We start from the raw sequence: 26,173 nt of genomic DNA, 5'->3' as shown, positions 1-26,173 counted from the left end.
GATGGCTGATTTATCGTCTCGTGTGAACGAGTTACATGATTTATTAAATCAATACAGTTATGAATACTATGTAGAGGATAATCCATCTGTACCAGATAGTGAATATGACAAATTACTTCATGAACTGATTAAAATAGAAGAGGAGCATCCTGAGTATAAGACTGTAGATTCTCCAACAGTTAGAGTTGGTGGTGAAGCCCAAGCCTCTTTCAATAAAGTCAACCATGACACGCCAATGTTAAGTTTAGGGAATGCATTTAATGAGGATGATTTGAGAAAATTCGACCAACGCATACGTGAACAAATTGGCAACGTTGAATATATGTGCGAATTAAAAATTGATGGCTTAGCAGTATCATTGAAATATGTTGATGGATACTTCGTTCAAGGTTTAACACGTGGTGATGGAACAACAGGTGAAGATATTACCGAAAATTTAAAAACAATTCATGCGATACCTTTGAAAATGAAAGAACCATTAAATGTAGAAGTTCGTGGTGAAGCATATATGCCGAGACGTTCATTTTTACGATTAAATGAAGAAAAAGAAAAAAATGATGAGCAGTTATTTGCAAATCCAAGAAACGCTGCTGCGGGATCATTAAGACAGTTAGATTCTAAATTAACGGCAAAACGAAAGCTAAGCGTATTTATATATAGTGTCAATGATTTCACTGATTTCAATGCGCGTTCGCAAAGTGAAGCATTAGATGAGTTAGATAAATTAGGTTTTACAACGAATAAAAATAGAGCGCGTGTAAATAATATCGATGGTGTTTTAGAGTATATTGAAAAATGGACAAGCCAAAGAGAGTCATTACCTTATGATATTGATGGGATTGTTATTAAGGTTAATGATTTAGATCAACAGGATGAGATGGGATTCACACAAAAATCTCCTAGATGGGCCATTGCTTATAAATTTCCAGCTGAGGAAGTAGTAACTAAATTATTAGATATTGAATTAAGTATTGGACGAACAGGTGTAGTCACACCTACTGCTATTTTAGAACCAGTAAAAGTAGCTGGTACAACTGTATCAAGAGCATCTTTGCACAATGAGGATTTAATTCATGACAGAGATATTCGAATTGGTGATAGTGTTGTAGTGAAAAAAGCAGGTGACATCATACCTGAAGTTGTACGTAGTATTCCAGAACGTAGACCTGAGGATGCTGTCACATATCATATGCCAACCCATTGTCCAAGTTGTGGACATGAATTAGTACGTATTGAAGGCGAAGTAGCACTTCGTTGCATTAATCCAAAATGTCAAGCGCAACTTGTTGAAGGATTGATTCACTTTGTATCAAGACAAGCCATGAATATTGATGGTTTAGGCACTAAAATTATTCAACAGCTTTATCAAAGTGAATTAATTAAAGATGTTGCTGATATTTTCTATTTAACAGAAGAAGATTTATTACCTTTAGACAGAATGGGGCAGAAAAAAGTTGATAATTTATTAGCTGCCATTCAACAAGCTAAGGACAACTCTTTAGAAAATTTATTATTTGGTCTAGGTATTAGGCATTTAGGTGTTAAAGCGAGCCAAGTGTTAGCAGAAAAATATGAAACGATAGATCGATTACTAACGGTAACTGAAGCGGAATTAGTAGAAATTCATGATATAGGTGATAAAGTAGCACAATCTGTAGTTACTTACTTAGAAAATGAAGATATTCGTGCTTTAATTCAAAAATTAAAAGATAAACATGTTAATATGATTTATAAAGGTATCAAAACATCAGATATTGAAGGACATCCTGAATTTAGTGGTAAAACGATAGTACTAACTGGTAAGCTACATCAAATGACACGCAATGAAGCATCTAAATGGCTTGCATCACAAGGTGCTAAAGTTACAAGTAGCGTTACTAAAAATACAGATGTCGTTATTGCTGGTGAAGATGCAGGTTCAAAATTAACAAAAGCACAAAGTTTAGGTATTGAAATTTGGACAGAGCAACAATTTGTAGATAAGCAAAATGAATTAAATAGTTAGAGGGGTATGTCGATGAAGCGTACATTAGTATTATTGATTACAGCTATCTTTATACTCGCTGCTTGTGGTAACCATAAGGATGACCAGGCTGGAAAAGATAATCAAAAACATAACAATAGTTCAAATCAAGTAAAAGAAATTGCTACGGATAAAAATGTACAAGGTGATAACTATCGTACATTGTTACCATTTAAAGAAAGCCAGGCAAGAGGACTTTTACAAGATAACATGGCAAATAGTTATAATGGCGGCGACTTTGAAGATGGTTTATTGAACTTAAGTAAAGAAGTATTTCCAACAGATAAATATTTGTATCAAGATGGTCAATTTTTGGACAAGAAAACAATTAATGCCTATTTAAATCCTAAGTATACAAAACGTGAAATCGATAAAATGTCTGAAAAAGATAAAAAAGACAAGAAAGCGAATGAAAATTTAGGACTTAATCCATCACACGAAGGTGAAACAGATCCTGAAAAGATTGCAGAAAAATCACCAGCCTATTTATCTAACATTTTAGAGCAAGATTTTTATGGTGGTGGAGATACAAAAGGTAAGAATATTAAAGGTATGACGATTGGTTTAGCTATGAATAGTGTTTATTACTATAAAAAAGAAAAAGGTGGACCGACTTTTAGTAAAAAACTAGATGATAGCGAAGTTAAAAAGCAAGGTAAACAAATGGCTAGTGAGATATTATCAAGGTTACGTGAAAATGATGATTTAAAAGATATACCAATTCATTTTGCAATTTATAAGCAATCAAGTGAAGATTCAATCACACCAGGTGAATTTATCACTCAAGCGACTGCAGAAAAGAGTCAAACAAAGCTTAATGAATGGCATAATATCAATGAAAAATCAGCTTTATTACCTTCTTCAACAGCAGCAGATTATGATGAAAATTTAAATAATAATTTCAAGCAATTTAATGATAATTTGCAATCATATTTTTCTAATTTCACACAAGCAGTAGGGAAAGTTAAATTTGTTGATAAAAAGCCACAACGATTAGTAGTAGATTTACCAATCGATTACTATGGACAAGCTGAAACAATTGGTATTACACAGTACGTTACTGAACAAGCGAATAAATATTTCGATAAAATCGATAACTATGAAATTCGTATTAAAGATGGTAACCAACCACGAGCTTTAATTAGTAAGACAAAAGATGACAAAGAACCGCAAGTTCACATTTATAGTAATTAATTGTAAATTAAAGATAATAAAAAGGTACCAATGTTAGTCAGAATTTTGATTAACATTAGTACCTTTTTAATTTGTTAAGACTTATGAATTATTTTTCTCTAACGATGTCACGAACTTTGTTTAAGTCAGTTTCAACAAATGCACCAGGTTTTTTAGTAAGTTTACTTACAACATATGTAACGATTACACTTACAATAAATCCAGGAATAATTTCATATAAGCCGAATATTTCGTTGATATGTGCCAATGGTTTAATCCACGCAATCCAAACGATAACGACTAAGGCACCTGAAACCATTCCACTTACAGCACCGGCACGTGTCAAACCTTTCCAGTAAAGTGCAAATAGCACAAGTGGACTGAACGATGCACCAAATCCGGCCCAAGCATTACCTACTAAGTTTAGTATTGTGTCATTTGGATTCCATGCAATTGCAATAGCAACGATTGCTACTGCTAATACAGATAAACGTCCAATCATAACAAATTCTTTTTGGTGCGTTTTAGCTTTTTCTTCACCACGAATTAATTTATAAAAGTCTTCCGTTAATGAACTAGATGTTACAAGTAATTGTGAAGAAATCGTGCTCATAATTGCAGCTAGAATCGCAGCAAGTAAGAAACCACCTACAAGAGGATGGAAGAGTACTTGACTCATCACGATGAATAATGTCTCAGGATCTTCTAGTTTAATATGATAAGCAGGTACGAATGCAATACCTGTTAAACCAACAGCCACAGCGCCTAACAAACCAACTGCCATCCAGCTAATACCTAAACGTCTAGCTTTAGGTAGCATCTTGTGTGATTTAATAGACATAAACCTTACAATGATATGAGGTTGACCGAAATAACCTAATCCCCATGAAAATAGAGAGATAATTCCTATAAATGATAACCCTTTAAATAAATTTAAATTTGTAGGTTTCATAGCTGCTACATCATGAAACGTTCCCCAGCCGTTTAAATTCATCATAGCAACAATAGGGACCATAACCATCGCAATTAACATAATGACACCTTGGAAGAAATCTGTAATTGATACAGCTAAATATCCACCAAAGAAAGTATAGAAAATGACAATGAAAGCAACTAATATTAAACCGAAATGATAATCTAATCCAAAAGCACTTTCAAATAATTTACCACCAGATACGAAACCAGAATGTGTATATAAAGTAAAGAATATAACGATAATTAATCCAGAAATAATCTTTAGAACATTATTTTTATCGTTTAGTCTATTTTTAAAGAAATCTGGTAATGTGATTGCATCTCCAGCTAATTCGGTATAAACACGAAGTCTAGGAGCAACAACAAAGTAATTTATATAAGCACCTAATGTTAAACCGATTGTAATCCACATAGCTGATAGACCAGTGCTATAGACAGAGCCAGGTAGACCCATAATCATCCATCCACTCATATCTGAAGCTCCAGCTGATAATGCAGTAATATACGGTCCAATACTACGTCCACCTAACATGTACTCGCTTAGGTTACCAGTTGCTTGCTTGTAACCGTAAAAGCCAATAACGATTAGTATCAAAAAGTAGACGGCAATCATAATATAAGTTTGCCAATTGGCATCTACTTGTTGACTTAATGCTGTCCCCATTGTAAGCATGATAAACACTCCCTTTATTTAATTTATAATTTAGTTACTTGAAAACATTATACATAAAGATAAATGTTTAGAAAAGTAGGAAAATTAAATTTATTCTTTTTGAAATACTTGTATATCAATATAGAAAACGCTTTCGTATTTTTTGGATATGGGCAAATTTTTATAATTAAAATTGCATAATCATAATATTGAATTGGGTTGTCTAATATTAAAGGGTGTTGTTTTTATAAAAAATGATTTGATAAATGAATGATAATGTTTATACAGTTTATATGAAATTAAAGTAGTACCTCATAAATACTTAGATTTTTAATTGGAAATTTGATACAATTTAGTGATGAATGACTTAAAGGAGGCTTTTATTAATGACAAAAGTAACACGTGAAGAAGTTGAGCATATCGCGAATCTTGCAAGACTTCAAATTTCTCCTGAAGAAACGGAAGAAATGGCCAACACATTAGAAAGCATTTTAGATTTTGCAAAACAAAATGATAGCGCTGATACAGAAGGCGTTGAACCTACATATCACGTTTTAGATTTACAAAACGTTTTACGTGAAGATAAAGCAATTAAAGGTATTCCGCAAGAATTAGCTTTGAAAAATGCCAAAGAAACAGAAGATGGACAATTTAAAGTGCCTACAATCATGAATGAGGAGGACGCGTAAGATGAGCATTCGCTACGAATCGGTTGAGAATTTATTAACTTTAATAAAAGACAAAAAAATCAAACCATCTGATGTTGTTAAAGATATATATGATGCAATTGAAGAGACTGATCCAACAATCAAGTCTTTTCTAGCGCTGGATAAAGAAAATGCAATTAAAAAAGCGCAAGAATTGGATGAATTACAAGCAAAAGACCAAATGGATGGCAAATTATTTGGTATTCCAATGGGTATAAAAGATAACATTATTACAAACGGATTAGAAACAACATGTGCAAGTAAAATGTTAGAAGGTTTTGTGCCAATTTACGAATCTACTGTAATGGAAAAACTACATAATGAGAATGCCGTTTTAATCGGTAAATTAAATATGGATGAGTTTGCAATGGGCGGTTCAACAGAAACATCTTATTTCAAAAAAACAGTTAATCCATTTGACCATAAAGCAGTACCAGGTGGTTCATCAGGTGGATCTGCAGCAGCAGTTGCAGCTGGCTTAGTACCATTTAGCTTAGGTTCAGACACAGGTGGTTCAATTAGACAACCGGCTGCATATTGTGGCGTTGTCGGTATGAAACCAACATACGGTCGTGTATCTCGATTTGGATTAGTTGCATTTGCATCTTCATTAGACCAAATTGGTCCATTGACTCGAAATGTAAAAGATAATGCAATCGTATTAGAAGCTATTTCTGGTGCAGATGCTAATGACTCTACAAGTGCACCTGTTGATGATGTAGACTTTACATCTGAAATTGGTAAAGATATTAAAGGATTAAAAGTTGCATTACCTAAAGAATACTTAGGTGAAGGTGTAGCTGATGACGTAAAAGAAGCAGTTCAAAACGCTGTAGAAACTTTAAAATCTTTAGGTGCTGTCGTTGAGGAAGTATCATTGCCAAATACTAAATTTGGTATTCCATCATATTACGTGATTGCATCATCAGAAGCTTCGTCAAACCTTTCTCGTTTTGACGGAATTCGTTATGGTTATCATTCTAAAGAAGCTCATTCATTAGAAGAATTATATAAAATGTCGAGATCTGAAGGTTTCGGTAAAGAAGTAAAACGTCGTATTTTCTTAGGTACATTTGCATTAAGTTCAGGTTACTACGATGCTTACTATAAAAAATCTCAAAAAGTTAGAACATTGATTAAAAATGACTTTGATAAAGTATTCGAAAATTATGATGTAGTAGTTGGTCCAACAGCGCCTACAACTGCGTTTAATTTAGGTGAAGAAATTGATGATCCATTAACAATGTATGCCAATGATTTATTAACAACACCAGTAAACTTAGCTGGATTACCTGGTATTTCTGTTCCTTGTGGACAATCAAATGGCCGACCAATCGGTTTACAGTTCATTGGTAAACCATTCGATGAAAAAACGTTATATCGTGTCGCTTATCAATATGAAACACAATACAATTTACATGACGTTTATGAAAAATTATAAGGAGTGGAAATCATGCATTTTGAAACAGTTATAGGACTTGAAGTTCACGTAGAGTTAAAAACGGACTCAAAAATGTTTTCTCCATCACCAGCGCATTTTGGAGCAGAACCTAACTCAAATACAAATGTTATCGACTTAGCATATCCAGGTGTCTTACCAGTTGTTAATAAGCGTGCAGTAGACTGGGCAATGCGTGCTGCAATGGCACTAAATATGGAAATCGCAACAGAATCTAAGTTTGACCGTAAAAACTATTTCTATCCAGATAATCCAAAGGCATATCAAATTTCTCAATTTGATCAACCAATTGGTGAAAATGGATATATCGATATCGAAGTCGACGGTGAAACAAAACGAATCGGTATTACTCGTCTTCACATGGAAGAAGATGCTGGTAAGTCAACACATAAAGGTGAGTATTCATTAGTTGACTTGAACCGTCAAGGTACACCGCTAATTGAAATCGTATCTGAACCAGATATTCGTTCACCTAAAGAAGCATATGCATATTTAGAAAAATTACGTTCAATTATTCAATACACTGGTGTATCAGACGTTAAGATGGAAGAGGGATCTTTACGTTGTGATGCTAACATCTCTTTGCGTCCATATGGTCAAGAAAAATTTGGTACTAAAGCCGAATTGAAAAACTTAAACTCATTTAACTATGTACGTAAAGGTTTAGAATATGAAGAAAAACGCCAAGAAGAAGAATTGTTAAATGGTGGAGAAATCGGACAAGAAACACGTCGATTTGATGAATCTACAGGTAAAACAATTTTAATGCGTGTTAAAGAAGGTTCTGATGATTACCGTTACTTCCCAGAGCCTGACATTGTACCTTTATATATTGATGATGCTTGGAAAGAGCGTGTTCGTCAGACAATTCCTGAATTACCAGATGAGCGTAAAGCTAAGTATGTAAATGAATTAGGTTTACCTGCATACGATGCACACGTATTAACATTGACTAAAGAAATGTCAGATTTCTTTGAATCAACAATTGAACACGGTGCAGATGTTAAATTAACATCTAACTGGTTAATGGGTGGCGTAAACGAATATTTAAATAAAAATCAAGTAGAATTATTAGATACTAAATTAACACCAGAAAATTTAGCAGGTATGATTAAACTTATCGAAGACGGAACAATGAGCAGTAAAATTGCGAAGAAAGTCTTCCCAGAGTTAGCAGCTAAAGGTGGTAATGCTAAACAGATTATGGAAGATAATGGCTTAGTTCAAATTTCTGATGAAGCAACACTTCTAAAATTTGTAAATGAAGCATTAGACAATAACGAACAATCAGTTGAAGATTACAAAAATGGTAAAGGCAAAGCTATGGGCTTCTTAGTTGGTCAAATTATGAAAGCGTCTAAAGGTCAAGCTAATCCACAATTAGTAAATCAACTATTAAAACAAGAATTAGATAAAAGATAATTTAAATCATCAAACTATGAAGATTTAAAAAATATACCCTTGATTGCTGACTTAGATGCAATCGAGGGTTTATTTATATCTATAGAAGTCATATTACTTTTAACTTTATTCATTGTACATGTTAATGGTAAAAATATTAATTTTATTAATGCGTTAGCTTTAATTATATTAAGGCAAACTGTATAATAAAAAGGTATAAAACATTTTTGTATAAAGACAACATTATATTTACAACATCATTTTAAAGGTAAAATAGCATAACTGACGAAGTCTATATAACGAAGAACGGCAAAAAATGCTGAATAAATAACAACCTTTGTACATATTGAGATAGTATTTGTTTAAGATACAAGTTGGTCTTTAACGATATTAAGAATGATGAAATAAGACTGAGCCTGGGTCATAAATTCAATGTCCTAGGCACTACAATGTTATATTGGCAGTAGTTGACTGAAAGAAAATACGCTTGTAACAAGCTTTTTTCAATTCTAGTGGGGCCCCAACAAAGAGAATTTCGAAAGAAAATTCTACAGACAATGCAAGTTGGCGGGGCCCCAACAAAGAGAATTTCGAAAGGAAATTCTACAGACAATGCAAGTTGGGGCGGGGCCCCAACATAGAAGCTGACTTTCTGTCAGCTTACAATAATGTGCAAGTTGGGGTGGGGCCCTCAACAAAGAGAATTTCGAAAGGAAATTCTACAGACAATGTAAGTTGGGGTAGAACGAAATAAATTTTGTTAAATATTATTTCTGTCCCACTCCCTATTAGACGAAACCAAGATGAAGTTAAAATATATGAATTTTAAGTAGAGGGATAAGATATGAGGAAACGTGCTAGAATCATTTATAACCCGACATCAGGTAAAGAGCTATTTAAAAGAGAATTACCTGATGCCTTAATAAAATTAGAAAAAGCGGGATATGAAACGAGTGCATATGCAACCGAGAAAATAGGTGATGCCACACTTGAAGCAGAAAGAGCTATGCATGAAAATTATGATGTATTAATCGCTGCAGGTGGTGACGGAACATTAAATGAAGTAGTTAATGGTATCGCAGAAAAGCCTAATCGTCCTAAGTTAGGTGTCATTCCTATGGGTACTGTTAATGACTTTGGACGTGCATTGCATATACCTAATGACATCATGGGGGCACTTGATGTCATCATTGAAGGTCATTCTACTAAAGTAGATATTGGTAAAATGAATAATCGATACTTTATTAATTTAGCTGCAGGCGGACAATTGACGCAAGTCTCTTATGAAACACCGAGTAAATTGAAATCTATTGTTGGTCCATTTGCTTATTACATCAAAGGTTTCGAAATGTTACCTCAAATGAAAGCTGTAGATTTAAGAATTGAATATGATGGTAATGTTTTCCAAGGAGAAGCATTATTATTCTTTTTAGGTTTAACAAATTCAATGGCAGGATTTGAAAAATTAGTGCCGGACGCTAAGTTAGATGACGGCTATTTTACGTTAATTATAGTTGAAAAATCAAACCTTGCAGAACTTGGTCATATTATGACTTTAGCTTCAAGAGGAGAACATACTAAGCATCCTAAAGTTATTTATGAAAAAGCAAAGGCAATTAATATTTCATCATTCACAGACTTACAACTAAATGTAGATGGAGAATATGGTGGTAAATTACCAGCGAATTTCTTAAATCTAGAACGTCATATAGATGTCTTTGCACCTAATGATATTGTAAATGAAGAGTTAATAAATAATGATCATGTTGATGACAATTTAATCGAAGAATAAACAGAAATAGTGAAATATATAATGGCAGGTTAGGAAGCGCATAATTTTGTTCCTAACCTGTTCATTTTGGAGGTAAAATTTTGCAAGCAATAGCTAAAAATGACATAAAAATGGGAACAGTTGTTGATTTAACGCATGAAGGCCATGGTGTTGTAAAAATAGATCGCTTTCCTATTTTCATACCACAAGCTTTAATTAATGAACAAATTGAATATAAAATTATCAAAGTAAAAAAGAACTTTGCGATTGGTAAGTTGCTTAATATAAATACGAGAAGTGAGAATCGTGTTGCACCGCCATGTATATATTATGAACGTTGTGGTGGGTGCCAACTTCAACACTTATCATACGAAGCACAACTTGAAATGAAAAAGGAACAAGTGATTAATTTGTTTCAGCGAAAAGCGCATTTTGATAATTCTAAGTTTAACGATACAGTTGGCATGACAGATCCTTGGCGATATCGAAACAAGTCCCAGATTCCAGTTGGTAAGAATGAACAGAATGAAGTTATTATGGGCTTTTATCGTCAAAGAAGCCATGACATTATTGACATGGAAAGTTGTTTAATACAAGATTCACAACATCAAGAAGTGATGAATGAAGTTAAATCTATTTTAAAAGATTTAAATGTAAGTATTTATCAAGAACAATTGAAAAAAGGTTTAATGAGACATTTGGTTGTAAGAACAGGATATCATACAGACGAAATGATGATTATTTTTGTAACTAATGGTAAAAAGTGGCCACAAAAAAATGCTGTTGTTGAGAAGATATTAGATGCATTTCCTAATGTGACAAGCATTAAACAAAACATTAATGATAGCCACTCTAATGTTATTATGGGACGTCAGTCTATAACGCTATATGGTAAAGATACAATTATTGATCAATTAACAGATAGTACATTTAAAATAAGTGATCAGTCATTCTACCAAATTAATTCTGAACAAACAGAGAAATTATATAATAAAGCAATTGAGTATGCGCAATTGACAGGTAATGAAGTTGTATTAGATACCTATTGTGGTATTGGAACAATAGGGCTATATATGGCACCACATGCAAAACATGTATACGGTGTTGAAGTAGTACCTTCTGCAATTGAAGACGCACAACAAAATGCGACTATAAACCAATGCAATAATACAACTTTTGTCTGTGGGAAAGCTGAAGAAGTTATTTTACAATGGAAAGCACAAGGGATTAAACCAGATGTTGTAATGGTTGATCCGCCAAGAAAGGGCTGTGACGAAACGTTTATTCAGACTTTGCTTACATTAGAACCTAAGCGTATTGTCTATATTTCATGTAATCCCGCAACACAGCAACGTGATGCATTATTATTAGCTGAAAAATATCAACTTGAAGAGGTAACACCGGTAGATATGTTTCCACAAACAACACATGTTGAGACAGTGGCATTATTCAATTTGAAATAGCGCACATGATTTGAGATAAAATTTCGCCTTAATAAGTGAAGAAAGAAGTCGTACATTAAAATTTTATTACAGCCAATTTACTTTCTTGATATGAACTTTTTAAATTAAATGTGACATTGTATACTATATTTAAAGAAGAATAAGAATGTCATGATCGGGAGGGTTGGTAATGCATAAAATTGATTTAACGACAAATAATTTTCAAATGCGAAGGTTTATTATCTTGCAACTTGTTATTGCGTTATTCGTGATTTTATTTACGTATAAGTGGGCGTTAGGTGTCACAGCGGTTGTCGATCAAAATATCATCATCAATCTTGTATATGGGTTTGCTGGATTCATTATTTTATTGATTTTACATGAACTTATCCATAGAGCATTATTTCTTTTATTTAAAAAAGATAGCAAACCTATGTTTAATATAAAAAAAGACAGAATCTTATTCCAAACAGCAGATGCTTGCTTCAACAAATGGCAATTCTCAATTATTATGCTGTCACCACTATTCCTATTAAGTACTGGCTTGCTTATTTTAATTAAGGTATTTGGTTATTCATCACTTATTTTTATGTTTAGTATGCATACTGCTTATTGCTTTATAGATATTCTGCTTGTTGCATTAACAATATCTAGTAGTTTTAAATATGTTCAACAAGATGAAGATAGTATTTATTTGTATCATCAAAAGCCGACTCAATAATAAATTTTAATATGATGATACCAACAAAATGAATTTGCTTGAATTATTTCAGATTACCTATGTTTTCTTACTCAATCGTCTTCATCATCATGCTTAAATAGCAATTGATTTTATAACAACTTGTAGTTATCTCAATATAGTTATCGCTAAGTGCAAGATTTATGTAAAAAAATCGTACACAGCGTATAATTATGTTGAGATATTTTTGTGCGTTATAAAAGTAAAAATTAGTAGGGAGGTGAGCACTTGACTGAGAGACGAATTATTCATATAGATATGGACTATTTTTTTGCACAAGTCGAAATGAGAGATAACCCCAAATTGAAAGGGAAACCAGTCATTGTTGGTGGTAAAGCAAGCAGTAGGGGTGTTGTCTCTACGGCATCCTATGAAGCACGAAAATACGGCGTCCATTCAGCAATGCCTATGTCACAAGCGCATAAATTATGTCCAAATGGATACTTTGTCACAAGTAATTTTGGTGCTTACCGAGAAACATCTGCGCAGATTATGTCTATTTTCCGAAGTTATACAGATAAGGTAGAACCGATGTCATTGGATGAAGCGTATTTAGATATTACAGAATTAGTGAGACCAGACCTTCCTGCTTCGAAAATTGCTCAGTATATTAGAAAAGATATTCTAGAGCAGACACATTTAACAGCATCTGCAGGTGTTTCTTATAACAAATTTTTAGCTAAATTAGCGAGTGGTATGAATAAACCTGATGGTTTGACTGTGATTGATTATCAAAATGTCCATGATATTTTGATGACATTGGATATTGGAGATTTTCCAGGCGTAGGTAAAGCTTCCAAAAAAGTAATGCATGATAATGGTATTTTTAACGGTAGAGATTTATATGAGAAAACGGAATTTGAATTAATACGTTTGTTTGGAAAAAGAGGTCGGGGTTTATATAACAAGGCACGCGGTATTGACCATAGTGAAGTGAAATCATCAAGAGTAAGAAAATCAGTAGGGACTGAACGCACATTTGCAACAGACGTGAATGATGATGAAGAGATTTTAAGAAAAGTATGGGAATTGTCAGGTAAAACAGCTGAACGTCTAAATAAATTACAGAAGTCAGCTAAAACTGTAACGGTTAAAATTAAAACTTATCAATTTGAAACGCTATCTAAACAGATGAGTTTAAGAGATTCGGTTAGTTCTGAAGAAGATATTTATAATATTGCATATTTACTTTATAACGATTTAAAAGACCCAGATGTACCAATTCGACTTATTGGTGTCACTGTAGGTAATTTAGAACAATCAACTTATAAAAATATGACGATATATGACTTTATATAAAATAAAGCTCCCTGCAAAGTTTACATTTTTACAATGCTTACTTTTGAAGGGAGTATTTTATTTAGTCCTAGCCTTTATCTTTTAGATTTTTACCATAAATATTAGTTACATATGTTAAATTTTCATAATTTTTCAGTAGCCTAAAAGTAATCATTGCGCATGCTTTGGCATCATTCAATGCATCATGATGACCATGAAAATCTAATTGATAAAACTCCATCATATGTTTTAAACCGTATCGATACGAATCAACGGTTCTTTTAGCAAGTTGATAACTACAAAAGTAAGTTAAATTTGGAGTTGGTAAACCAATATTTTGAATGCTTTGATGTAAGACGTTCATATCAAATGCCGCGTTATGTGCGACAACAGGTAAATCTGCAATAAATTGCATCATATATGGAAATACGTAGTCAAACGTAGGTGCATTTTCAACATCTTCTGGTTGTATGCCATGAACTTTAATATTTTGTTGTGAAAAATAGTCTTGCGGATTCACAAGAGTATGAAATGTTTCTGTTATTTGACTATCAATGACTTTAACCATTCCGACAGAACAAATACTTGTACGTTTACCATTTGCTGTTTCAAAATCAAGTGCAACAAACGCATCTTGTATCATGTAGTCAATCCTTTCAATTAATTAAATGTATATATTAATAGACTTTTAGTCATTTGCTTACAAACGATACATAATATTATACGTGAAGGTATAACGTGAAATCTATCATTTGGATGTAACTCTGATTAAAAAGTAAATGATGATATGCTTTAAAATCGGTCAAATTAATTCAACATCAAATTTAGAGTTATTAACATTAGTAGTTTAAAAAATAAATGACTAAAAATACAATAATTAGCCTTGAAAATGAAAAAACGCAGATCAATGATTCAGAAAATGAATCTAGTGATCTCCGTAAAGCAAAATAATATAGACATTGGGTTATTGTAAGTGACCCAAATGCCTATCATGTCGTATGATATTTATCTGTCTATTGTAGTGATGTTTAATTATTCTTCGTCGAATGTACGAGCGCCAAGTTCTTTTTCGTAAAGATATAATGCATTGCTGTCATCGCCGATACGAGTTAAATAATTGATGTGAGTTTCAAACATTGATTCTTCTTCGACTTGTTCATCTAAGAACCAGTTTAAGAATGAGATAGTTGCATAATCTTTATCTTGACGAGCGATTTCAGATAAGTTATAGAAACGTCTTGTTACTTCTTGTTCTTGAGATAAGCTGTCTTTGAAAGTTTCTAGTATGCTTGAAAAGTCAATTTTTGGTGCTGAAACTGCTCTGAATTCTGCATGTGCACCTCTGTCGTTAATATAGTTATAAATCTTTTGTCCATGGAAACGTTCTTCTTTAGCTTGTTGAATGAAGAAGTTTGCAAATCCTTCGTACGATTCTTTATCACAGTATGCTGCCATTGCCATATATGCGTGTGCTGCAAAGTACTCATGGTTCATTTGATCATTTAATGCTTCTAATAAATTTTTACTTAACATTTTGATACACCTCTTATTTGTAAATTAAAATTACTATGAATTAAACTTAGTATAACAAACTCATTCTCAATTGTAAATAATAATAATTATAATTTAACACCTTATTTTAGCACTCTAATTGAGAAAATGTATCATTTAGCGATATTTAATTGAGAATAAATATCATTTTTAATTATCTAAATGAGAATGATTATAATTTAGAAACACTGTATCAATTTGTGATTGAGAAACTTTTTTGAAGTTGCCTTGTCATGTTATAATGATGCGAGTGGAAATTTGAGGAGGAAACACATGAGACAGTGGACGGCAATCCATCTAGCGAAATTGGCGCGTAAAGCAAGTAGAGCAGTAGGTAAAAGAGGAACAGATTTACCTGGACAAATCGCTAGAAAAGTGGATACAGATATATTAAGAAAATTAGCAGAGCAAGTTGATGATATTGTATTTATCAGTGGAACAAATGGTAAAACAACGACTTCAAACTTAATTGGACATACTTTAAAAGCAAATAATATTCAAATTATACACAATAATGAAGGTGCTAATATGGCTGCAGGTATAACTTCTGCATTCATCATGCAATCAACACCTAAGACTAAAATTGCGGTAATCGAAATTGATGAAGGTTCGATTCCACGTGTGTTAAAAGAAGTTACACCTTCAATGATGGTATTTACTAATTTCTTTAGAGATCAAATGGATCGCTTCGGTGAAATTGATATTATGGTTAATAACATTGCAGAGACAATTAGTAATAAAGGCATCAAATTATTGCTAAATGCTGATGATCCATTTGTGAGTCGTTTGAAAATCGCAAGTGATACGATTGTGTACTATGGTATGAAAGCACATGCCCATGAATTTGAACAAAGTACGATGAATGAAAGTAGATATTGTCCAAACTGTGGTCGCTTATTGCAATACGATTATATTCATTATAATCAAATTGGTCATTATCACTGTCAGTGTGGTTTCAAACGAGAGCAAGCAAAATATGAAATATCAAGTTTTGATGTGGCACCGTTTTTACATTTAAATATCAATGATGAAAAATATGATATGAAAATTGCAGGTGACTTTAACGCTTATAACGCGTTAGCAGCATATTCAGTTTTAAGAGAGCTTGGGTTAAATGAACAAACAATTAAAAATGGCTTTGAAACGTATACATCAGACAATGGTCGTATGCAGTACTTTAAAAAAGAACGAAAAGAAGCGATGATCAATTTAGCTAAAAACCCTGCAGGAATGAATGCAAGTTTATCAGTTGGTGAACAATTAGAAGGCGAAAAAGTGTATGTTATTTCGCTAAATGATAACGCTGCAGATGGTCGAGATACTTCATGGATTTATGATGCAGATTTTGAAAAATTATCTAAGCAACAAATTGAAGCTATCATCGTGACAGGTACACGAGCAGAAGAACTTCAATTGCGATTGAAGTTAGCAGAGGTTGAAGTACCAATTATAGTTGAGCGTGATATTTATAAAGCAACGGCAAAGACTATGGATTATAAAGGTTTCACAGTTGCAATACCAAACTATACATCATTAGCGCCTATGCTTGAACAATTAAACCGTTCGTTTGAAGGAGGTCAATCATAATATGCATGAATTGACTATTTATCATTTTATGTCAGATAAATTGAATTTATACAGTGATATAGGAAATATTATTGCTTTAAGACAACGTGCTAAAAAACGAAATATTAAAGTTAATGTCGTAGAAATCAATGAAACAGAAGGTATTACCTTTGATGAATGTGATATTTTCTTTATCGGTGGTGGAAGTGATAGAGAACAAGCATTAGCAACAAAAGAATTAAGTAAAATTAAGACACCACTTAAAGAAGCGATTGAAGATGGTATGCCGGGATTAACAATTTGTGGAGGCTATCAATTTTTAGGAAAAAAATATATCACGCCTGATGGTACAGAATTAGAAGGGTTAGGTATTTTAGATTTTTATACTGAATCAAAGACAAACCGATTAACAGGAGATATTGTTATCGAAAGTGATACTTTTGGAACTATTGTAGGTTTTGAAAATCACGGTGGTAGAACATATCATGATTTCGGTACACTTGGTCATGTTACTTTTGGTTATGGTAATAATGATGAAGATAAAAAAGAAGGCATTCATTATAAAAATTTATTAGGTACTTATTTACACGGACCAATTTTACCTAAAAATTACGAAATCACTGATTATCTGTTAGAAAAAGCTTGTGAACGTAAGGGTATTCCGTTTGAGCCTAAAGAAATAGATAATGAAGCGGAAATACAAGCGAAACAAGTATTAATAGACAGAGCAAATAGACAGAAGAAATCTCGTTAACTCTGAATATCGCATCAATGGATTTAATATTGATAAACGATGAAGTTTAGTAATTAATCATATATGTATAAACACACACATTATTTTGGATGGAAACAACCAAATTGATGTGTGTTTTTTTGTTCTAGTGAATAATTATTATACAATGAGTATCTATCCTAGAATTATCAATAGTAATGGTGATTATGCAACATGAAAAAATGAATGATGAAAGGAATTTGACGATGAAGCCCACTAAAGTGATTTTAAGAGATGCATCTTATTTACATAGCAAAACATCGATAACATTTATTTTAAAAGATGTAGTTATCGAAGAAGATAATAAAATTTATTATTTCGACACTAGTGCAACTTTCGAAGATCAAGAAGTTAAATTTGAATTTGCACTTTTTGATAGTGACATGGACAATTTGAAACATATGGATTACGACAATCCTGTTACCGAAATATATTTTATAGAACCTGATTTACATTTTACGATTATTGATTTTAATCAAGAACTGCTTTGTATTTATATTGATTTTGATTCTGGTTTAAGGCATTCAAACATGGCAACAGAATCTGGTATTTCATTAAGGATAAATGTTGCTAAATCAGATTTTACTAAATTTATTAATGAATTAGCCTCTTTACATTAATGATTTAAATCTGATACATAATTACAATCAAAAAAGACAGCCACATCCCTCCGTAGTTTAGGCGTGTGGCTATATTTGAGTCTGAATATTTATGCTTGTAATTTTAAAAAGGGACATGCTATATACGATAAAAAGAGGCGGGGACATAAATCAATGTTCTATGCTCTACGAAGTTATATTGGCAGTAGTTGACTGAACGAAAATGCGCTTGTAACAAGCTTTTTTCAATTCTAGTCAGGGGCCCCAACAAAGAGAAATTGGATTCCCAATTTCTACAGACAATGCAAGTTGGGGTGTGGGCCCCAACACAGAGAATTTCGAAAAGAAATTCTACAGGCAATGCGAGTTGGGGTGGGACGACGAAATAAATTTTACGAAAATATCATTTCTGTCCCACTCCCATGGTGCCAATTAGCATAAGATACTTAAATTAAGCATATCTGCTGTCTAGCAGTCGATAAATCATTAGAACTTCGTATAGTATATGACTTTTAATTTGATTTTCACCACTAATTTCAAGTGCTTTTATTGTCGAACGTAAAGTTTCTACAGAATCATCTTCTCTCTTAAAAGAACCATCATAAAATATATCTTTGATGCTACTACTAATTTTTAGCAATGCCATTTTTTCGTCACCTGAAAAGTTAACACGAGTATTTTTAGGCAAGTAAATGATATTTGATAAATGAGTGATAAACAAACGATTCGTATATGCACGTTTAGTTAATTGATTGAGTAATTTCCAATCACATTCTTTTTTCTTATGATAGCTTAATTCATCACGTTGATAACTTATTAACGTTTCAACTTGATTGTTTAAATTGAAAATATTTTTATATGCTTTTTCGCTTTTATCAGATTGCAGTCTTGATAAGATAAGTTCTTGGCAGCGATTGTAAAATAATTTATACATCAAGGCATCTGTCTTACTTAATTTTTCTTCGACCTGACCATAATACTTAGGTGGAAACACCATGAAGTTAATTAAACCTGATGTCACGAGTCCAATAATTGCTGTCAATGTTCGAGACAAAAAGTTGAATATGTAGGCATCATGAATACCTGGAATCATAGCTAATGATGTTAGTACAGCGACATTCGTACCAACTTGCAATTTGAGTTTTGTACAGAATAAAATCGTGAACGTTGCACTCAATGCATATGTAAAAGGTGATTGATCGCCGAATAAATATGTAAATAATACTGCAAAGCCTGCACCAATTACCGTAGCAGGTAATCTACGATAACCTTTAATAAGTGATGCCTTGGCAGTTGGTTCAATTGTGACTACAGCTGTTAAAATGGCATAGATGGGTGTTAAATCTAGTGCCATACAAAAGACAGCTGTTAAAAAAATGGCAATACCAGTTTTAATTGTTCTGGCACCAATTAAATGTTTATACCATTGATCGTTCATTTTTTAACCTCTAATCATCGTAAAATCTTAGCGAGCGCTTTATAATAATAGTATCGTACATTGGAAAAGTTCATGTATGTAAAATATTTGAAATAATCATACTTAAGCATTACTTTGATTTTCATATACATTAATCAAAGTTCTGGGCTCCACAATGTTATATTGTTAGTAGTTGACTGAAATAAAATGCACTTGTAACAAGCATTTTTCAATTATAGTCCGGGGCCCCAACACAGAAGCTGACGAAAAGTCAGCTTACAATAATGTGCAAGTTGGGGTGTGGGCCCCAACATAGAGAATTTCAAAAAAGAAATTCTACAGGCAATGCAAGTTGGGGTGTGGGCCCCAACACAGAGAATTTCGAAAAGAAATTCTACAGGCAATGCAAGTTGGGGACGATAAAGAAATATTTTTTCTTTATCACACTATGTCTCACTCACTTTCCAAAATACTAAAGTAACATCTTTAGTATATCAAAGAATTTTTGCTATAATAAGTTATAATTATATAAAAAAGGAACGGGATAAAATGATTGTAAAAACAGAAGAAGAATTACAAGCGTTAAAAGAAATTGGATACATATGCGCTAAAGTGCGCAATACAATGCAAGCTGCAACCAAACCAGGTATCACTACGAAAGAGCTTGATAATATTGCGAAAGAGTTATTTGAAGAATACGGTGCTATTTCTGCGCCAATTCATGATGAAAATTTTCCTGGTCAAACGTGTATTAGTGTCAATGAAGAGGTGGCACATGGGATTCCAAGTAAGCGTGTCATTCGTGAAGGAGATTTAGTAAATATTGATGTATCGGCTTTGAAGAATGGCTATTATGCAGATACAGGCATTTCATTTGTCGTTGGAGAATCAGATGATCCAATGAAACAAAAAGTATGTGACGTAGCAACGATGGCATTTGAGAATGCAATTGCAAAAGTAAAACCGGGTACTAAGTTAAGTAACATTGGTAAAGCGGTGCATAATACAGCTAGACAAAATGATTTGAAAGTCATTAAAAACTTAACAGGTCATGGTGTTGGTTTATCATTACATGAAGCACCAGCACATGTACTTAATTACTTTGATCCAAAAGACAAAACATTATTAACTGAAGGTATGGTATTAGCTATTGAACCGTTTATCTCATCAAATGCATCATTTGTTACAGAAGGTAAAAATGAATGGGCTTTTGAAACGAGCGATAAAAGTTTTGTTGCTCAAATTGAGCATACGGTTATCGTGACTAAGGATGGTCCGATTTTAACGACAAAAATTGAAGAAGAATAGTTCAACATATACTAAGACTAAAGTATGAACATCATTTAGTTCCGGAGCCTATTCATATTGGTTTCGGAACTGTTTTATAATAATTAAGAACACAATCAATGCGTCATTTCAAAAATATGTTGTAATAAAGTAGTTTTTAAGCAAACATATCATCGACATCAACGAAGATACATAGCGCATTTGGTATTTTAAAACTTATTATAAAAGGTGATAGTTATGAACTATGTTGAACGTTATATTGAACAGTTTTTGAGAGCAACAGTAAGAAATAATATCAAGCACTACCTTTTAATGCTAGATGAAAAAATGAAAAATTTAGATGATTATATGCGTTATTTAATTACTAAAAAAGAACAACTTAGCAAGTTAATTGACAGTCTAATGCTAACATTAGAAAATAAATATATTGATATTGCTGAAGCATTTCAAATTCAATGTGCAAGAGAAATCAATAATCAAGAAATTGAAAATATTAAATCAGAGTTGAATAAAGTTGAAGCATATTATGCACAAATTGAAACTCAAATTCAACAAACTTCAACTGAAAAAATAGCAACAGAAAAAACATCGTATCTAATAAATTATATGAACGCTGTGGCATAGAAAGGCGGCGAAACATGACACACAAATATATATCAACGCAAATGTTGATTATTTTTACTGCATTAATGATTATTGCCAATTTTTACTACATATTTTTTGAAAAAATTGGCTTTTTACTCGTTCTATTATTGGGATGTGTATTAGTTTATGTAGGATATCTTTATTTTCATAAAATACGTGGCCTTTTGGCGTTTTGGATAGGCGCGCTATTAATTGCATTCACATTATTGTCTAATAAGTATACAATCATCATCTTGTTCGTCTTTTTATTACTACTTATTGTGCGTTATTTAATACACAAATTTAAACCAAAAAAAGTAGTTGCGACGGATGAGGTTATGACTTCACCATCTTTTATTAAACAAAAGTGGTTTGGTGAGCAACGCACACCAGTTTATGTATATAAGTGGGAAGATGTCCAAATCCAACATGGAATTGGCGACCTACATATTGACTTAACAAAAGCTGCAAATATTAAGGAAAATAATACCATTGTTGTGAGACACATTTTAGGTAAAGTACAGGTTATATTGCCGGTTAATTACAATATTAATTTACATGTAGCTGCTTTTTATGGAAGTACTTACGTGAATGAAAAATCATATAAAGTTGAAAATAACAATATTCATATTGAAGAAATGATGAAACCGGATAACTATACAGTTAATATCTACGTATCAACGTTTATCGGAGACGTAGAGGTGATTTATCGATGAACCACTACATTAGAACAATTGGTTCAATGCTCATCTTAGTATATAGCATGCTAGCTGCATTTCTATTCATCGATAAAGTTTTTGTAAATATCATCTATTTTCAAGGTATGTTTTATACACAAATATTCGGAATACCAGTCTTTTTATTTTTAAATCTCATCATCATATTATTGTGTATTATTGTTGGTTCGGTACTCGCTTACAAAATCAATCAGCAAAATGATTGGATTAAGACGCAAATTGAGCGTTCAATGGAAGGCGAAACAGTTGGCATTAATGATCAAAATATAGAAATATATAGTGAAACGTTAGATTTATACCATACACTCGTACCTTTAAATCAAGAATTGCATAAGTTGCGACTTAAAACTCAAAACTTAACCAATGAAAATTATAATATTAATGATGTGAAAGTTAAAAAGATTATTGAAGATGAACGTCAAAGACTAGCACGAGAACTTCACGATTCTGTTAGTCAGCAACTTTTTGCGGCAAGTATGATGCTATCTGCTATCAAAGAAACGAAGTTAGAACCACCATTAGACCAACAAATTCCTATTTTAGAGAAAATGGTTCAAGATTCGCAGTTAGAAATGCGTGCTTTGCTGTTACATTTAAGACCGCTTGGTTTAAAAGACAAATCTTTAGGTGAGGGTATTAAAGATTTAGTTATTGATTTACAAAAAAAAGTGCCAATGAAAGTTGTGCATGAAATACAAGATTTTAAAGTGCCTAAAGGTATTGAAGATCATTTGTTCAGAATTACACAGGAAGCAATTTCGAATACATTGCGTCATTCAAACGGTACAAAAGTGACAGTAGAATTGTTTAATAAAGACGATTATTTATTGTTGAGAATTCAAGATAATGGTAAAGGTTTTAATGTTGATGAAAAATTAGAACAAAGTTATGGACTTAAAAATATGCGTGAAAGAGCTTTGGAAATTGGTGCAACGTTCCATATTGTATCATTGCCAGATTCAGGTACACGTATCGAGGTGAAAGCACCTTTAAATAAGGAGGATTCGTATGACGATTAAAGTATTGTTTGTGGATGATCATGAAATGGTACGTATAGGAATTTCAAGTTATCTATCAACGCAAAGTGATATTGAAGTAGTTGGTGAAGGCGCTTCTGGTAAAGAAGCAATTGCCAAAGCCCATGAGTTGAAGCCAGATTTAATTTTAATGGATTTACTTATGGAAGACATGGATGGTGTAGAAGCGACGACTCAGATTAAAAAAGATTTACCGCAAATTAAAGTATTAATGTTAACTAGTTTTATTGAAGATAAAGAGGTATATCGTGCATTAGATGCAGGTGTCGATAGTTACATTTTAAAAACAACAAGTGCAAAAGATATCGCCGATGCAGTTCGTAAAACTTCTAGAGGAGAATCTGTTTTTGAACCGGAAGTTTTAGTGAAAATGCGTAACCGTATGAAAAAGCGCGCAGAGTTATATGAAATGCTTACAGAACGAGAAATGGAAATATTATTATTGATTGCGAAAGGTTACTCAAATCAAGAAATTGCTAGTGCATCGCATATTACTATTAAAACGGTTAAGACACATGTGAGTAACATTTTAAGTAAGTTAGAAGTGCAAGATAGAACACAAGCTGTCATCTATGCATTCCAACATAATTTAATTCAATAGTTCGTATCGAATTAAGAAAAGTTACTTACGCCAATCACAATATAACATCAAATAGACACCAAAAAACAGAGGTCTTCGCAATCATTAGCGAAAACCTCTGTTTTGTTGGTGTTTAGTCTTTTTTAAGCTTATCAACGATTTTGTCTTTTATATTTTTATCATCTTCTGGATAGGTATCACTAGGATGTTCATCAACATGATACGTACGTTGATGTGTTGCATTACTATCTTCATCATATTCGTATCTAGTGTTCTCATTATAATGATTTTTATTATTGTCATCATGTTCTAATGCTGCTTCTTCAGGTGTTTTACCTTTAATTACACTACGCTGATGAATGATTGCATTGATTTCAGCACCGACAATTATAATAAAACTTGTGATATATAACCATAGTAATAAAATGATGATACCCGCGATACTGCCATATGTTTTAGAATAGTTACCAAAATTTGAAATATACCAACCAAAACCAAATGAACCAGCTAACCAAATAATTGAAGTAAATACTGCACCTGGTAATACTGACTTAAGCTTCGTTTTAACGTTAGGTGCAACCGAATATAACACGATAAATATGATAAATATAATAATGATTGGTAACACAATTCTAATAAGGTTAAAAATCCATTTCACTTGTTCGTCAAATCCAAGTGGACCGAATAGGAAATGACTAATTACAGAACCAAGCGTTGGTAATGCTAGAGCAACTACAAACACAACGCCCATAACTACAGTGAAGACAACACTTAGTAGTTTTAAAACGATTCCATTACGGCTATCTTCTACATCGTAAGCAACATTGAAAGAATTCATAATTGCAGTCATTCCATTTGAAGTTGACCAAATTGCTAAAATCAAACCGATAGATAATAAGCCACCACTGGAGTTTTGAGTTATATCACCAATTACACTCTTAATTAGAGTAGATGTTTCAGCGGGTGCATTGCTTAACATATTAGTAATTTGACTCTGCTTAATATTGAAAAATGGTAATAATGTTAATAGGAAAAGCAACATAGGGAACATAGCAAGTACGAAATGGTAAGTCATTTGCGCTGCTAGTCCTGAGGCATCATCTTTTCCTATGCGATAGATGAGATATGATAAGAAATTAGAGTCTTTCTTATATTTTGCAGGTTTATTTAATCTTGATAAGAAGAAAACCTGATCATCTTTTTTAGGTTTCTTAGATTGGAATTGTTGAGGTTCAATATATGTACGATCAACATCAATTTTGGGATTACTTTTATTTTTCTTTTTTGACTCCTCTTGCGCTTCCTTAACAGAATTAAGGTATTTTGAAGAAGAGTGATCCTTTTTCGACATGTGCACTCCTTAACCTTTCTCTATGTAATGTTTTATAAAGTAACTATTAGTATTTATCCAATTATAAAAAAACTAAACAATGATATGCTTTAAAAATGATAATATTATAGAAATTAATTGATTTAAATCTTTCATAGGCTATTTTGATTTAAAATTAAAACAAAGGCAATACTGAAACAATGTAGTTTGGCCAATCATTGTATTATCATTTAATAATGATAACTATGAAAGGCGTACACCAAATTGTTAAGTATTGCCTTATAAAAACAAAATCATCTTAGCGTTGATTTTTTCTATTAACAAATGTTTCTTTCGCATCCTTTAATGAACGTTCTAATTCAGGATTATTACGACGAATTTCTTCAACAACATCTTTCCAGTATAAAACTTCGTCTTTAATCTTGCTGACTTTAGAAGGCTTACGAGTGCGGTTACCATTTTTTGCATCTTTAACTGATTGAACTAAAGCTTGACGTGTAGATTTATCAGCTAAACTAATTGCACCACCAATTACGGCACCAATTAAAATACCAGGAACAAATTTATTTTCCATAAAAAACTACCCCTCTTTCAAATTTGCATCTTTTACGATGTAGTCTATTAAATTATCACAAGATGATAATACCATGTCGTATACACCTTCAAAATTATTCGTGTAGTATGGATCTGGTACATCACTCTCTTCCATATTACTAAATTCTAACAGTTTGAACAATTGTCCCTTAAGATTAGGATTGATAGATTTAATATTATCAACGTTACTTTGATCCATAGCCACAATGTAATCAAAATCATCTGTCGCTTCGAATAATTCACTAATCATGCCATCAAATGGAATATTGTGTTTGTTGAGAATTTTTTGTGTACCTTCATGAGGCGGCTCTCCTAAATTCCAGCTACCAGTACCTCTTGAATGTACTTTAATATCATGAATATTTCTGTCTTTAAGTCTTTGTCGCATGATTGCTTCTGCCATTGGAGAACGACATATATTGCCAAGACAGACAAATGCTACATCTACCATTTTGATTC

27 protein-coding genes are annotated in these 26,173 nt (G+C 32.5%); 20 read left to right on the top strand and 7 right to left on the bottom strand.

All coding sequences use genetic code 11. The features are described 5' to 3' along the window. The first annotated feature begins 1 nt into the window (after position 1). Together ligA and IDG65_RS07930 are read left to right on the top strand one after the other, a co-directional pair. Positions 2 to 2,005 (top strand): NAD-dependent DNA ligase LigA, encoded by a 2,004-nt coding sequence (gene ligA / locus IDG65_RS07935; protein WP_000774565.1) that lies wholly within the window; start codon positions 2 to 4, stop codon positions 2,003 to 2,005. Between the two features lie 12 nt (positions 2,006 to 2,017). After that, positions 2,018 to 3,217 carry a CamS family sex pheromone protein gene (locus tag IDG65_RS07930; RefSeq protein WP_206174066.1) on the top strand — a complete coding sequence of 400 codons (1,200 nt, stop codon included), beginning with the start codon at positions 2,018 to 2,020 and terminating at the stop codon, positions 3,215 to 3,217. An 88-nt stretch (positions 3,218 to 3,305) separates the two neighbouring features. On the opposite strand, the gene putP is transcribed toward IDG65_RS07930, so the two are convergent. Beyond that, entirely contained in the window at positions 3,306 to 4,844 is a 1,539-nt protein-coding gene (gene putP, locus IDG65_RS07925; protein WP_000957011.1) for a sodium/proline symporter PutP, read from the bottom strand. 365 nt (positions 4,845 to 5,209) lie between these two features. Here putP and gatC point away from each other — a divergent pair, with 365 nt between their 5' ends. The 8 genes from gatC (at position 5,210) to dinB (ending at position 13,641) form a co-directional block, all read left to right on the top strand. Then, on the top strand, positions 5,210 to 5,512 hold the full coding sequence (gatC, locus tag IDG65_RS07920) for an Asp-tRNA(Asn)/Glu-tRNA(Gln) amidotransferase subunit GatC (protein ID WP_000170162.1): 303 nt from the start codon (positions 5,210 to 5,212) through the stop codon (positions 5,510 to 5,512). Between the two features lies 1 nt (position 5,513). Next, complete coding sequence (gene gatA, locus IDG65_RS07915; protein ID WP_000027924.1) at positions 5,514 to 6,971, top strand: Asp-tRNA(Asn)/Glu-tRNA(Gln) amidotransferase subunit GatA; 1,458 nt, start codon at positions 5,514 to 5,516, stop codon at positions 6,969 to 6,971. 12 nt (positions 6,972 to 6,983) lie between these two features. Then, positions 6,984 to 8,411: an Asp-tRNA(Asn)/Glu-tRNA(Gln) amidotransferase subunit GatB gene (gene gatB / locus IDG65_RS07910; RefSeq protein WP_000545370.1), complete on the top strand. Its 1,428-nt coding sequence runs from the start codon at positions 6,984 to 6,986 to the stop codon at positions 8,409 to 8,411. 39 nt (positions 8,412 to 8,450) lie between these two features. Then, positions 8,451 to 8,597: a hypothetical protein gene (locus IDG65_RS07905; protein WP_001789566.1), complete on the top strand. Its 147-nt coding sequence runs from the start codon at positions 8,451 to 8,453 to the stop codon at positions 8,595 to 8,597. A 637-nt stretch (positions 8,598 to 9,234) separates the two neighbouring features. Then, the gene (locus IDG65_RS07900) at positions 9,235 to 10,182 is read left to right on the top strand and encodes a diacylglycerol kinase (RefSeq protein WP_001231451.1); all 948 of its coding nucleotides are present in this window, start codon (positions 9,235 to 9,237) and stop codon (positions 10,180 to 10,182) included. An 80-nt stretch (positions 10,183 to 10,262) separates the two neighbouring features. Then, the gene (rlmD, locus tag IDG65_RS07895; RefSeq protein ID WP_001147860.1) at positions 10,263 to 11,624 is read left to right on the top strand and encodes a 23S rRNA (uracil(1939)-C(5))-methyltransferase RlmD; all 1,362 of its coding nucleotides are present in this window, start codon (positions 10,263 to 10,265) and stop codon (positions 11,622 to 11,624) included. A 169-nt stretch (positions 11,625 to 11,793) separates the two neighbouring features. Continuing rightward, on the top strand, positions 11,794 to 12,324 hold the full coding sequence (locus IDG65_RS07890) for a DUF3267 domain-containing protein (RefSeq protein WP_000548775.1): 531 nt from the start codon (positions 11,794 to 11,796) through the stop codon (positions 12,322 to 12,324). 246 nt (positions 12,325 to 12,570) lie between these two features. Continuing rightward, on the top strand, positions 12,571 to 13,641 hold the full coding sequence (dinB, locus tag IDG65_RS07885; RefSeq protein WP_000140172.1) for a DNA polymerase IV: 1,071 nt from the start codon (positions 12,571 to 12,573) through the stop codon (positions 13,639 to 13,641). Between the two features lie 67 nt (positions 13,642 to 13,708). On the opposite strand, the gene IDG65_RS07880 is transcribed toward dinB, so the two are convergent. Next, positions 13,709 to 14,263, bottom strand: a complete 555-nt coding sequence (locus IDG65_RS07880) for a 3'-5' exonuclease (RefSeq protein WP_000613738.1) — start codon at positions 14,261 to 14,263, stop codon at positions 13,709 to 13,711. Positions 14,264 to 14,478: 215 nt separating this feature from the next. On the opposite strand from IDG65_RS07880, the gene IDG65_RS07875 reads away from it, so the two are divergent. Further along, positions 14,479 to 14,571, top strand: a complete 93-nt coding sequence (locus tag IDG65_RS07875) for a hypothetical protein (RefSeq protein ID WP_001790679.1) — start codon at positions 14,479 to 14,481, stop codon at positions 14,569 to 14,571. Between the two features lie 81 nt (positions 14,572 to 14,652). On the opposite strand, the gene ftnA is transcribed toward IDG65_RS07875, so the two are convergent. Next, positions 14,653 to 15,153 carry an H-type ferritin FtnA gene (gene ftnA / locus IDG65_RS07870; protein WP_000949467.1) on the bottom strand — a complete coding sequence of 167 codons (501 nt, stop codon included), beginning with the start codon at positions 15,151 to 15,153 and terminating at the stop codon, positions 14,653 to 14,655. Between the two features lie 291 nt (positions 15,154 to 15,444). Between ftnA and murT the strand changes: the two genes are divergently transcribed. The 4 genes from murT to IDG65_RS07850 all read left to right on the top strand — a co-directional run bounded on the left by murT (position 15,445) and on the right by IDG65_RS07850 (position 18,129). Beyond that, a complete protein-coding gene (gene murT, locus IDG65_RS07865) occupies positions 15,445 to 16,758 on the top strand; it encodes a lipid II isoglutaminyl synthase subunit MurT (protein WP_001250329.1) in 1,314 nt (437 codons plus the stop codon). Position 16,759: 1 nt separating this feature from the next. Further along, the gene (gene gatD, locus IDG65_RS07860; RefSeq protein WP_000544969.1) at positions 16,760 to 17,491 is read left to right on the top strand and encodes a lipid II isoglutaminyl synthase subunit GatD; all 732 of its coding nucleotides are present in this window, start codon (positions 16,760 to 16,762) and stop codon (positions 17,489 to 17,491) included. An 85-nt stretch (positions 17,492 to 17,576) separates the two neighbouring features. Next, positions 17,577 to 17,687 (top strand): hypothetical protein, encoded by a 111-nt coding sequence (locus IDG65_RS07855; RefSeq protein WP_001790257.1) that lies wholly within the window; start codon positions 17,577 to 17,579, stop codon positions 17,685 to 17,687. Positions 17,688 to 17,715: 28 nt separating this feature from the next. Then, the gene (locus IDG65_RS07850) at positions 17,716 to 18,129 is read left to right on the top strand and encodes a hypothetical protein (RefSeq protein WP_001670387.1); all 414 of its coding nucleotides are present in this window, start codon (positions 17,716 to 17,718) and stop codon (positions 18,127 to 18,129) included. A 430-nt stretch (positions 18,130 to 18,559) separates the two neighbouring features. Here IDG65_RS07850 and IDG65_RS07845 read toward each other — a convergent pair whose 3' ends face one another. Beyond that, complete coding sequence (locus tag IDG65_RS07845) at positions 18,560 to 19,546, bottom strand: FUSC family protein (RefSeq protein ID WP_000999713.1); 987 nt, start codon at positions 19,544 to 19,546, stop codon at positions 18,560 to 18,562. A gap of 528 nt (positions 19,547 to 20,074) precedes the next feature. Between IDG65_RS07845 and map the strand changes: the two genes are divergently transcribed. The 5 genes from map (at position 20,075) to vraR (ending at position 23,811) form a co-directional block, all read left to right on the top strand. Next, positions 20,075 to 20,833 (top strand): type I methionyl aminopeptidase, encoded by a 759-nt coding sequence (map, locus tag IDG65_RS07840; RefSeq protein ID WP_000636142.1) that lies wholly within the window; start codon positions 20,075 to 20,077, stop codon positions 20,831 to 20,833. Positions 20,834 to 21,049: 216 nt separating this feature from the next. Further along, entirely contained in the window at positions 21,050 to 21,436 is a 387-nt protein-coding gene (locus IDG65_RS07835) for a hypothetical protein (protein WP_001110179.1), read from the top strand. Between the two features lie 14 nt (positions 21,437 to 21,450). Then, entirely contained in the window at positions 21,451 to 22,152 is a 702-nt protein-coding gene (gene vraT, locus IDG65_RS07830; RefSeq protein ID WP_000149064.1) for a cell wall-active antibiotics response protein VraT, read from the top strand. Next, positions 22,149 to 23,192 (top strand): sensor histidine kinase VraS, encoded by a 1,044-nt coding sequence (gene vraS, locus IDG65_RS07825; protein WP_001017131.1) that lies wholly within the window; start codon positions 22,149 to 22,151, stop codon positions 23,190 to 23,192. Before vraT ends, vraS begins: the two co-directional genes overlap by 4 nt. Beyond that, positions 23,182 to 23,811 carry a response regulator transcription factor VraR gene (gene vraR / locus IDG65_RS07820; RefSeq protein ID WP_000153535.1) on the top strand — a complete coding sequence of 210 codons (630 nt, stop codon included), beginning with the start codon at positions 23,182 to 23,184 and terminating at the stop codon, positions 23,809 to 23,811. The genes vraS and vraR overlap by 11 nt, the downstream gene beginning before the upstream one ends. Positions 23,812 to 23,923: 112 nt before the next feature. On the opposite strand, the gene IDG65_RS07815 is transcribed toward vraR, so the two are convergent. The 3 genes from IDG65_RS07815 to IDG65_RS07805 all read right to left on the bottom strand — a co-directional run bounded on the left by IDG65_RS07815 (position 23,924) and on the right by IDG65_RS07805 (position 26,165). Further along, positions 23,924 to 25,141: a YihY/virulence factor BrkB family protein gene (locus IDG65_RS07815; protein ID WP_050972021.1), complete on the bottom strand. Its 1,218-nt coding sequence runs from the start codon at positions 25,139 to 25,141 to the stop codon at positions 23,924 to 23,926. A 277-nt stretch (positions 25,142 to 25,418) separates the two neighbouring features. Next, a complete protein-coding gene (locus tag IDG65_RS07810) occupies positions 25,419 to 25,694 on the bottom strand; it encodes a YtxH domain-containing protein (protein WP_000428172.1) in 276 nt (91 codons plus the stop codon). Between the two features lie 6 nt (positions 25,695 to 25,700). After that, the gene (locus IDG65_RS07805; protein ID WP_000228666.1) at positions 25,701 to 26,165 is read right to left on the bottom strand and encodes a low molecular weight protein-tyrosine-phosphatase; all 465 of its coding nucleotides are present in this window, start codon (positions 26,163 to 26,165) and stop codon (positions 25,701 to 25,703) included. Positions 26,166 to 26,173: the final 8 nt, after the last annotated feature.

It is taken from the genome of Staphylococcus sp. EG-SA-17, assembly GCF_017151845.1.
Classification (GTDB): Bacteria; Bacillota; Bacilli; order Staphylococcales; family Staphylococcaceae; genus Staphylococcus; species Staphylococcus aureus.
This window is presented reverse-complemented; position numbering and strand designations above follow the sequence as displayed.